Annotated in this window: 8 protein-coding genes; 6 read left to right on the top strand and 2 right to left on the bottom strand. The window is 41.4% G+C overall.

What is annotated here, in order from left to right:
- Nucleotides 1–32: 32 nt before the first annotated feature.
- Nucleotides 33–1,508: a leucyl aminopeptidase gene (locus tag EUBHAL_RS01045; protein ID WP_005343705.1), complete on the bottom strand. Its 1,476-nt coding sequence runs from the start codon at nucleotides 1,506–1,508 to the stop codon at nucleotides 33–35.
- Between the two features lie 464 nt (nucleotides 1,509–1,972).
- Between EUBHAL_RS01045 and EUBHAL_RS01040 the strand changes: the two genes are divergently transcribed.
- Together EUBHAL_RS01040 and EUBHAL_RS01035 are read left to right on the top strand one after the other, a co-directional pair.
- The gene (locus EUBHAL_RS01040; RefSeq protein ID WP_005343704.1) at nucleotides 1,973–3,343 is read left to right on the top strand and encodes a citrate/2-methylcitrate synthase; all 1,371 of its coding nucleotides are present in this window, start codon (nucleotides 1,973–1,975) and stop codon (nucleotides 3,341–3,343) included.
- 51 nt (nucleotides 3,344–3,394) lie between these two features.
- Nucleotides 3,395–3,886: a MarR family winged helix-turn-helix transcriptional regulator gene (locus EUBHAL_RS01035; RefSeq protein ID WP_044921304.1), complete on the top strand. Its 492-nt coding sequence runs from the start codon at nucleotides 3,395–3,397 to the stop codon at nucleotides 3,884–3,886.
- A 211-nt stretch (nucleotides 3,887–4,097) separates the two neighbouring features.
- Here EUBHAL_RS01035 and EUBHAL_RS01030 read toward each other — a convergent pair whose 3' ends face one another.
- Nucleotides 4,098–4,808: a MazG family protein gene (locus EUBHAL_RS01030; RefSeq protein ID WP_005343699.1), complete on the bottom strand. Its 711-nt coding sequence runs from the start codon at nucleotides 4,806–4,808 to the stop codon at nucleotides 4,098–4,100.
- A 305-nt stretch (nucleotides 4,809–5,113) separates the two neighbouring features.
- On the opposite strand from EUBHAL_RS01030, the gene EUBHAL_RS01025 reads away from it, so the two are divergent.
- The 4 genes from EUBHAL_RS01025 (at nucleotide 5,114) to EUBHAL_RS01010 (ending at nucleotide 10,081) form a co-directional block, all read left to right on the top strand.
- On the top strand, nucleotides 5,114–6,724 hold the full coding sequence (locus EUBHAL_RS01025; protein ID WP_005343698.1) for a C39 family peptidase: 1,611 nt from the start codon (nucleotides 5,114–5,116) through the stop codon (nucleotides 6,722–6,724).
- Between the two features lie 102 nt (nucleotides 6,725–6,826).
- The gene (locus EUBHAL_RS14585) at nucleotides 6,827–8,479 is read left to right on the top strand and encodes a CDP-glycerol glycerophosphotransferase family protein (protein ID WP_005343696.1); all 1,653 of its coding nucleotides are present in this window, start codon (nucleotides 6,827–6,829) and stop codon (nucleotides 8,477–8,479) included.
- A gap of 188 nt (nucleotides 8,480–8,667) precedes the next feature.
- The gene (gene rfbA, locus EUBHAL_RS01015; RefSeq protein WP_005343693.1) at nucleotides 8,668–9,525 is read left to right on the top strand and encodes a glucose-1-phosphate thymidylyltransferase RfbA; all 858 of its coding nucleotides are present in this window, start codon (nucleotides 8,668–8,670) and stop codon (nucleotides 9,523–9,525) included.
- Between the two features lie 289 nt (nucleotides 9,526–9,814).
- A complete protein-coding gene (locus EUBHAL_RS01010; RefSeq protein ID WP_022170125.1) occupies nucleotides 9,815–10,081 on the top strand; it encodes an AbrB/MazE/SpoVT family DNA-binding domain-containing protein in 267 nt (88 codons plus the stop codon).
- Nucleotides 10,082–10,310: the final 229 nt, after the last annotated feature.

Raw genomic sequence — 10,310 nt, 5'->3', positions numbered from 1 at the left:
GGAAGCGTCTGCTTTGCTGTGCAAATCAGGATTTAATAACTCTTATATGGTTTTTCCATCAATTTCACTACTTCATACAGCAACATTGTTGCTGCACCAGTTCCACCCTTAGAGTAAATCTCAGTATCTTCATCAGATTCCGATGTTCCAGCAATATCAAGATGTACCCAAGGTTTTTTCTCAACGAATTCACCTAAGAATCTTGCAGCGGCAGTTGCACCACATTTTTTACCACAGTTAGCGATATCTGCTACAGTAGATGCGTTCAGATTATCATATTCTTCATCGCCCATTGGGAGTCTCCAGATATTTTCTCCTGCAAGGATGGATGCCTGGACAATCTTGGACATAAGTTCGTCGCTGTTACTGAAAGCACCAGTGTAGCGGTCACCGAGGGCAACAACACAGGCTCCAGTTAAAGTTGCTACGTCAATTAATGTTGTAGCTCCACATTCACGGATTGCGTAAGTAATGGCATCAACAAGTGCCATACGGCCTTCAGCATCAGTGTTAACAACTTCGATGTATTTGCCATTCATAGACTTAACGATATCGCCCGGTTTCATTGCCTTGCCGGAAATCATATTTTCACAGGCAGGAATAACTGCGGTTACGTTAATGCCAAGTTTCGCCTCTGCGATTGCACCCATAGCAGCGATAACTGCGGCTGCGCCGCCCATGTCACCATGCATGCCTTTCATGGCATTGCCAGGCTTTAAATTATATCCGCCGGAGTCAAAGCAAAGACCTTTTCCAATTAAAGCAATCTTTTCATCGTCTGTAACACGGCCGTTATATTCCATAACGATAAACTTAGCGGACTGTTTAGAACCACGGGCAACTGCCAGGTAGGAATTCATGCCGAGTGCTTCGCAATCCTGCTTTTCAAGAATTGTGCATTTGATATTGTTCTTTTCACAGATTTCCTTTGCCTTAGCTGCGAGAGCTGCAGGAGTCATCACGTTCGCTGGTTCATTTACCAGGTCACGGGCTGTTGTAACGGCTTTTGCCATCATTCTTGTGTACTGCTCTTCCTTTTTAAAGGATGCAGAATCAATTCCTGTCAGAATTCCAAGATGCAGCTCTGGAGATTCTGGCTTATCAGAAATGTATTTGTCAAAAGAGTAATCTGCGAGGAGAAGTCCCTTCATAGCAGAACTTAACCAGTAGGAAACATCTTCTCCGATTGCGGTCATAAGAAGGTTCTTTCCGTGGAAACGCTTTGCTTCCTTCATAGCCTGACCGAACTGTAACTGAAATCTTCTCGGAGTTGCCTTCTCAGGAATACCAATGAAAATCAGGTTATAATAAGGCTGTCCCTGATAAGAAAAATCCTTTCCTCGGAGACCGTATACCTTGCTTCCTCCAACGAGACCATCGGCCTGAAGACTTTCAAAAATCTCGCTAACTTTTCCAAGCTCGATACTCAGACGATTTTTATGATTGTATGTGACGAGCAATGTATCAAATTCGTAGTCCTCCAGATCTACGAGACGTTGTATTTGCATAAATGATACGCTCCTTTCTAAAAAATATTTTTATTTAAATAATTATAAGTTGCATTAAAATCGGGAAAAGTGCATACTATCCCCGATTATAATATGTAATATATATACGTTTTAGTGCATATATTCTTCAGCGTATATACAGTTATTTATAGTATAGCACAGTCAAATATTTTAAAACAGAAAAAACTTGTACACATTACATAAAATTTTGGTGGTAAGAGACACGGTTTTTGCGTAAACTACTTATAAACAGGGTAAAATCTTGTCAGAATAAATTGTAGTTAAATAAAGAGTGTTTGAGAAATCACTCCAGTAATATGTATGTCCCAATTTATGGGGAAAGTATTTTTCAAACACGCTCTAGTATACTTCATCTGTGATGAATTTGACAAAACAAATTTTTTTCTATATAATAATTAACAAAGCTAACTAACATTGTTAACCAGGAAAGAATAGGTGATAGAATGAATGAATACTCAATGATGACACAGGAACTGCAGGATCTGGCTGCACTTTCTATGGAACACGGACAGATTCCTTCAGGCCTGTATGACCAGTACCATGTACTGCGAGGTCTCCGTGATGTGAACGGTAAAGGCGTGCTGGCAGGACTTACGGATATTTCCACCATCACCTCTTCCAAAGAAGTTGATGGAAAGATGGTTCCCTGCGATGGAGAGCTGCGCTATCGCGGCTACGACATTCACGATTTAGTAGACGGATTTGTAGCAGAGCAGAGATTTGGCTATGAAGAAGTGGCCTATCTGCTTATTTTTGGACGTTTGCCACAGAAGCAGGAATTACAGGAATTCCAGAATCTTCTTGGAAGTTATCGTACATTGCCGACGAACTTTGTGCGAGACGTTATTATGAAAGCACCAGGTAAGGACATGATGAATACACTGCAGCGAGGCGTACTGACATTATACGGTTATGACGATATGGCAGATGACATTTCCATACCGAACGTACTGCGCCAGTGCTTACAGCTTACAAGTACTGTGCCGTTACTCGCAGTTTATGGTTATCAGGCATATAATCATTATGTAGAAGGCAAGAGTTTTTACATTCATTCTCCGAAGCAGGAACTTTCCACGGCGGAGAATATTTTGCGTATGCTCCGCCCAAATAAAAAGTATACACCACTTGAAGCAAGAGTTTTAGATATTGCCCTCGTACTTCACATGGATCACGGCGGTGGTAACAACTCGACATTTACCAATCATGTAGTAACTTCCTCTGGAACAGATACTTACTCCGCTATGGCAGCATCTCTTGGCTCACTCAAAGGGCCAAAACACGGTGGAGCAAATATCAAAGTTGTTCATATGTTTGATGAGATGAAGCAGGAAGTGAAGGATTGGAAAGACGAAGACGAGATTAAAAATTACTTGCTGAAGCTTCTCAATAAGGAAGCCTTTGATCACAGCGGATTGATTTATGGAATGGGACATGCCGTTTATTCTATCTCCGATCCAAGAGCAAGAATCTTCAAGGGATTCCTTGACAAACTCGCGAGGGAAAAAGGTTACGATGAAGAATTTGAATTCTATGACAGAGTAGAAAAACTCGCCGTCGAAACCATTCAGGAAAAACGCCGTATCTATAAAGGTGTAAGTGCCAATATCGACTTTTACAGCGGATTCATGTATCGGATCTTAGGGCTGCCAGACCAGTTATTCACCCCGATGTTTGCCGTGGCACGTATGGTCGGCTGGAGCGCACACCGTTTAGAAGAGTTAATGAACTGCGATAAGATTATCCGTCCAGCATACCAGAGTGTGGCTATGGATAAGGAATATGTTCCAATGAAGGATAGAATTATCGTGGAATAGTAAAGAGAATTTTAAAATAAAGCTATTTTGGGGGAGGAAAATAACAAAAATATGAAAGCGAAAGACACAGGGAGTTCTGACTGGCCAGAAGGCGAGCCGTCAGCAGAACAAAAAGTGACTTTAGAGGACTACCAGCAACTAATCATCCAAATGCGAAAGGCCAATGTACAGTTTCAGCAAATGTGTAACATTCCATCAGGAGAACTGACAATGTTACTCACCCTGCGCCACCTGTTACTGGCAAAGGAATTTGTCATTCCGTCAGATATTGGGGATGCGATGAAGCTGTCAAGGCCAGCCGTATCCCGAATGCTCCATAATTTAGAGCGTAAAGGATATCTGGAAATGAAAAGTAGCGAAGAAGATCACCGCTACGTCAAGGTACAGTTCACCCAGACTGGAAAAGAACTTATCACCGAGGAATTTGAAAAATGCTGTAAGCTCTTAGAGAGGGTAAAAGAGCGAATGGGAGAAAAGGATATGTATAAGTTTCTCTATTATTACAGCCAGTTTTGCACGATTTTAGTAGATGAGATTTTTTGAGTGTCTCTGACAGGAGAAGCAGCTTAATTCATTAGCATTTAAACACCTTCTAATGCTAATGAATTAAGCTGCTTTTTTCTGGCTTTGGAGCCACTCAAAAAGGGTATCTTCTCGGGGCAGGCATTATTCTTCGTATGAGCGAAAATGACTTTGGAGCCATTCAAAAAGGGTATCTTCTCCCGTTAGGAGCGTTTCCCCCTGCCTGCGGCAATCAGAATTCCTCCAGCTTCTTCAGCAATGCCATTTCCCCTGAAACCTTATACTTCGCACAGAACCGACATAATGCAAAGAGAACTTCCCCCAGCTTCTCTGACAATTCCTCATCACTGCTGAATTTTTTCTCTGGATCTTCCCCAGCAGTGCCGAGCTGTAAATTCACAACAGAAGTTAGCAGGTCTTTAAAGACATCTTCATCCTCCGTGGAAAACAGTCCGGCGGCGGCAGCCTTTTTCGCAATCTTCTGGCCGCGGATGAGGGCAGGGAAACTTTCTGGAACAAGGGCAATCTCTTCTTTTAAAGAGGTCTGTTTATGTCCTTCTTCCTGAGATTTTAACTTCTCCCAGTCGGCCTGCTGCTGTTCTACACTATCATAATGGCGGCCAGCAAATACATGAGGGTGACGGTGGATCATCTTGCGGGCGATGCCATCGATAACATCTTCGATAGCAAATTCGCCATTATCTTCAGCAACCTGGGATTGCAAAAGTACCTGAAATAAAAGGTCACCAAGTTCTTCTTTTAAATTAGCGCAGTCGCCAGTCTTAGTGAGGTCAGTTACTGCCTGATTCACCTCGTAGGCTTCCTCTAATGTATATAACTTAAGAGATTCATGCGTCTGTGACTTATCCCACGGACAGCCATTCTCTCCGCGAAGTGTGGCAACAATCGCCTGTAATTCCTGAAAATTAAACTTTTTATCCATTATAAATGCTCCTCCTTCAAACAGAATAAAATGGAAAATAATCTTTAATAATATGTGGTCAATATTCAGCTATCCAATTACATTTCAAGTTGAAATGTAATATTGTCCCAATATCTATAAAATCTTTGTATCAAGTAAATACAAATAAAATATAAGTAGAATGCGACTGGAATTACTATCGTGAAGAAGTAATTCTTAAATATGCAAAACTATGCAAAAGACTATTGTAAAAATATGTTATTTGATTTATTATATCAGTAAGTCACGAAAAAATCTACATCAAAAAGAAAGAAGGTTTAGGATTAATGAACAACTTTGGACGGGCAGTACTGGCAGTGGGGTTAAGTGCAGTCATGACATTTACAGGTCCGGAATGCTTTTTTCAGTCAGGGGTAGAACCTGTAAGTGTTTATGCAGCAGAGGAGAAGGCTGTGCAGAGCAAGACAGCAGGAGATAATTCTGAAGAAGGCGAGAGCACGACAGAAGTGACAACAGAGAAGAAAGAAGAGAGTACGACAGCAACGGAAAGTCAGGAGAGCCAGACTTCTTCCGAAAGGGATACAAGCAGCGGTAATACAGAGCATTCGCAGACAGAACATACAACAGAAGGTACGAAGAGGAATACGTCTGGTACATCTGGTAATACAGATCAGGCAGAAGATACCGATTCTTCTACATCAGATACATCCGGAAATTCCTCTCATAGTAACGAAGAAGGAACAACTCAGAAGAAGGCGAAGAAGGACATTTCCTCAAGAGAAGATGCAGAGATTCGTACAAAGGCGATTAAGAAGATTACGGATCAGTTAGCAGAGGAAGACGCACCGGACGGAAGCGATAAAACGAGTACATTTATCCCGAAGATTTATAATGATACTCGTCTGGCTATGAAGAATAATAAGGAATACATTGCGGGATATGTATATTTTAATCAGACAGATAGTGCCTGGAATCAGAATGGCTACTGTATCGCTAAGGCTGGATGTGGTCCGACTTCCATGGCAGTAGTAATCACATCTCTTACAGGTAAGTGGGTAACTCCATTGGATACAGCCATCTGGGGCTATCAGCATGGCTTTTACTCAAGAGCAGGTTCTGCACATGAGATGATTCCTGCGATGGCAGCGGCTTATGGACTGAAGTGTCAGGGAGCAGGAACCGATTATAGTGCGATTAAAAAGGCATTAAAAGAAGGCAAGCCAGTAGTGTGCCTTATGGGACCTGGATATTTTACCCGAGGCGGGCATTTTATGGTACTGGTAGCAATTGATAAGAACGATTGCGTAACAGTAGCCGATGTCGGAAGCAGGGCGCGTTCCGCTTACAAGTACAGACTGTCAGATGTAATCGCACAGTCAAAAGGTGCCAGTGCAGGCGGTCCATTCTGGATCATGTCCTATGATAAGGAGAGTAAGTCTGCGCTTCGGGAGAAACAAGCGATTAAGGATTATACAGAAGAAGATATGGCAGAAGATTTTGCCGATGTTTCCTACATGAAAGTAAAGGGAAATCTTCCAGAAGTACTCCAGGAAGAGAAGGCAGATGTTTCTATGAAAAAGGTAGTATCTATTCTTAAGATGTCAACTGGTAAGAGCCTTTTAGATACAATCGGAGCAGGTAAGGGAACTGCATTGGCAGGCACTTCTAATGCGGGAAGATCTGTACTTTCGCCAGTGAGCCAGAATAGCCAGGTTATTGTGGTGAACACAGATGCGAGTAATAAGAAAGCAGGTAGCCAGAGTGGAAGTACAGCACTTGCAGGAAGTGCTGCAGATACAGTGAGCCAGGGTCAGTCTGCGAAGAAGTCACAGGATCTGGCGCTCACACTGAAGCAGGATATCGCAAGAAGGCAGTGGGAGAAAAAGATTGATTTAAGCTGGATGGACAACTATATGCAGGGAACTTTGGAAAAATAATCTGTAAATTGAGGCGTGCAGGTTGTAGGAATGATTTTTCAAACACACTCTAAGCTAATGAACAAATAAGTTGTGATAATTTAAAATAATGGACAAAGAATTATGAGAAAGATTAATTACAGAATTACAGTTAATATAACACAGAAGACGATGAAGCTTGGATTTCGCGCAAAGATGCCGGACGAGATGCAGGGAAAGCGCATCCGCGTGCAGGCTGTATTTACCCAGAGACAGGTAGAACGTCGTTTTCCGATGGAAGTAGTAATAGAAGAAGGAGAAGTTGGTGACCAGATTCGCGCAGATGCAGAGATATTGCTGCCATATGTATTTTACAGTCCGCCACGCCATAAGGTGAATGTTATTTTTACGCTTTGGTGTGGAACGGAAGAGATTTGCTTAGATGACCAGCCATTTCCAGTGCAAAAGGAACTATTTGCCAGAGCGGAGATTGTCCGCAAGAGGAATCTGTTCAAGTTTGGACTTTGCTCTCTTGGATTGCCATTTTTACTGGTCAGAGATTATTTTAAGGAAGACAAGAATTTTATAAAGGCAGCGAAGCGGGCGAATGATACCGTATATAGAATTAGTGGTTATAATTATAGTGCCCGTCAGCAAAATACTGACTATTTTGCAGCCAGATACCGCAAATATATAGCGAAGAATAAGGTAAATCCGAATCAGATTCTTTTCCTTTCAGAGAGAGAGCCAGAGAAGAATGGGAATCTTATGCTTGTGAAGAGGTGGTTTGAGGAGAATGAACCCGAGGTAGAGATTACGACATTTATCAATACAAAGACAGTTGATCAGCTTCGCAAGAAGGAACTTCGGGATTGTGCGTTCAAATGCGCTACATCTGCAGTTATCATTTTAGAAGATTTCTATCCGCAGCTTCATAGCATTCAGAAACGCAGCGAGACAAAGATTGTGCAGTTGTGGCATGCCTGCGGAGCTTTTAAGACGTTTGGCCTTACCCGTATGGGTAAACAGGGCGGTGCGCCTCAGACATCGATGAATCACAGGAATTATGACCTCGTACCAGTCAGCAGCGATACGGTGAGAGATATTTATGCAGAAGCATTTGGCATTTCAGGAAGTAAGGTACAGGCGCTGGGAGTACCGCGTACAGATTTGCTTTTTGACTGGGATTATGAGGAGAAAAAGCGCGAGGAACTCTACGGGAAATATCCTATATTAAAGGAGAACAGGGTAATCTTGTTTGCACCGACATTCCGCGGAGATGGGAATAAAGATGCATATTATCCATTGGAAGCATTTGATGTGAATCACTTTATGGAAAGGCAGCCAGAAGACACGGTACTTATTTTAAAGAATCATCCATTTGTAAAGCAAAAGTTTACTGTGGATGCACAATGGCAGGACAGAGTACTTGATTTGAGCGGGGAAGAACATATCAATGACCTCATGCTGATCAGCAACCTTCTTATCACAGACTACAGTTCCAGCGTATTTGAGGCAGCAATCCTTGAATTACCAATGCTTTTCTACGCATTTGATGAGAAAGAATACATGGACAGCAGAGACTTTTACTTTGATTATTCGCAGTTTACACCAGGTCCCGTTGTCACGGATTTTGAGGCATTATGCGAGGAATCTGCTGCCATGCTTCAGAATATTGTATCGGCAAATGAACAGGCAGACCTTAAGAAATTCCGCGAAACGTTCCTAAATACTGTCGATGGCTGCAGTACAGAGCGCATTTGCAGGAAAATAAAGACAAACTATATAAATATTTAACTAAATTGCAAAAAAAGTTTGACAGCTCATGGAAAATAATATAAAATATTGGAATCATGGTAGTTTGTTAAAATAAAAGCATTAATAAGCATGAATCTAAAGACAGCATCATGTAAGAATGTTGACAGCATAGTTGAGACATTATGAGTAACATAGGGATTCAAAGTTACTAAGGAGGACTTATTTTTATGAAAGGAATAGTATTAGCGGCTGGAAGAGGTACGAGACTGTACCCTATGACAAAGCCAGTTTGTAAACCGTTATTACCAGTATATGACAAACCGTTAATTTATTATCCAATTGCCACTTTACTTCAGGCAGGAATCAGGGACATTCTTGTAATTATTCCACCAGGGGAAGAAAGAGAGTTCCAGAACCTTCTCGGAGATGGAAGTGAATTAGGACTTCATATCGAGTTTGCAGTACAGAAAGTTGCGCGGGGAATCGCAGATGCACTTATCATCGGAGAAGACTTCATTGGAGATGATTCTGTATGTCTCGTATTAGGAGATAACATTTTCCAGTGCCATAATCTTGATGAGATCATGAAAGAAGCCATCAAGGATGACCACGGCGCAAAGGTATTTGGTTATTATGTAGATGACCCAAGACCATTTGGTGTTGTAGAATTTGATGAGAACGGACAGGCTGTATCCATCGAAGAGAAGCCAAAGAATCCAAAGTCTAATTACATCATACCAGGATTATACTTCTATGATAATCAGGTAATTGACATTGCTAAGAATCTTGAACCATCCGCAAGAGGTGAGTACGAGATTACAGATGTTAACTTAGAGTATTTAAGCAGAGGCCAGTTAAAGGTAATTCCATTTGACAGAGGACTTACATGGATGGATGCCGGAACAGCAGACAGTATGTTAGAGGCAGCCGAGATTGTTAAGGCACTTCAGAAGTCAGGATGCTATGTAGGCTGCTTAGAAGAACTTGCATGGAAAGAAGGATTCGTATCTTTAGATAAGGTTCATGAGATTGGCGAGAGCCTCAAGATGACCAACTATGGACAGTACTTACTCAAATTAAAGTAAAAAGTTGCTATTTTACACGGGAGATAATGAGACAACCCGAATCAAATAACAATTTTTTATAGAAGAAAGCACAAAACTTCCCATATTTATACTAGAATGAAAATAAAACGGCAAACTGTCATAACAATTTCAAAACAACAGTTTCTAAAACATTTAACATTTTAAAAAAGATTATCTATTTTTTGGTTGACAGACTAGCTGCTTTATGATATACTACAATCAACCCAGAGGACATTGCACGGGTGCACATCATAAGAGAGAATATTATAGCACCAGAGAGGAGTACGTTATGCAGAGTACAGGAATAGTTAGAAAGCTTGATTCATTAGGAAGAATTACATTACCTATGGAACTTCGTAAAAGTTTCGATATTGGTGAGAGAGAGCCTTTAGAAATCTTCACAGAAGAAGATAAGATCATCATTAAGAAGTATAACCCTAGTGATATCTTTACAGGACAGTGTGAAGACCTCATTGAATACAGAGGTAAGAAGGTATCCAGAGATTCTATCCGCGAGCTTGCTAGAATTGCCGGATTTAAGCTGACAGAAGAGTAATCTTCTAACCCAGCTACTTTAACGGGAGTTCCCTGTGGTAGTATACAAGAGATAAAGATATGCCTTAAAAAACCAAGAACCAGTAGAGAGAGGCAAAACGGACAGCCCCCTCCTTTGCGAAAGCAGAGGAGGGGGCTGTACTTTGGTTGGAGATGGAACTACTATTTCATGGAAAGCCATAACCATCTGATGATTCCCCAAATCCCTCCAGCAATAAATAGAATTTTCC

The sequence above is a fragment of the Anaerobutyricum hallii DSM 3353 genome (genome assembly GCF_000173975.1).
GTDB classification, from domain to species: Bacteria; Bacillota; Clostridia; order Lachnospirales; family Lachnospiraceae; genus Anaerobutyricum; species Anaerobutyricum hallii.
Note: the sequence above shows the minus strand (reverse complement) of the source record. Positions and strands in the feature narration are given on the sequence as shown.

Excerpts from the sequence above, each read along its gene's own strand:
- EUBHAL_RS01045 (WP_005343705.1), bottom strand. The coding sequence starts at position 1,508 with ATGCAAATACAACGTCTCGTAGATCTGGAGGACTACGAATTTGATACA.
- EUBHAL_RS01040 (WP_005343704.1), top strand. The coding sequence starts at position 1,973 with ATGAATGAATACTCAATGATGACACAGGAACTGCAGGATCTGGCTGCA.
- EUBHAL_RS01035 (WP_044921304.1), top strand. The coding sequence starts at position 3,395 with ATGAAAGCGAAAGACACAGGGAGTTCTGACTGGCCAGAAGGCGAGCCG.
- EUBHAL_RS01030 (WP_005343699.1), bottom strand. The coding sequence starts at position 4,808 with ATGGATAAAAAGTTTAATTTTCAGGAATTACAGGCGATTGTTGCCACA.
- EUBHAL_RS01025 (WP_005343698.1), top strand. The coding sequence starts at position 5,114 with ATGAACAACTTTGGACGGGCAGTACTGGCAGTGGGGTTAAGTGCAGTC.
- EUBHAL_RS14585 (WP_005343696.1), top strand. The coding sequence starts at position 6,827 with ATGAGAAAGATTAATTACAGAATTACAGTTAATATAACACAGAAGACG.
- rfbA (WP_005343693.1), top strand. The coding sequence starts at position 8,668 with ATGAAAGGAATAGTATTAGCGGCTGGAAGAGGTACGAGACTGTACCCT.
- EUBHAL_RS01010 (WP_022170125.1), top strand. The coding sequence starts at position 9,815 with ATGCAGAGTACAGGAATAGTTAGAAAGCTTGATTCATTAGGAAGAATT.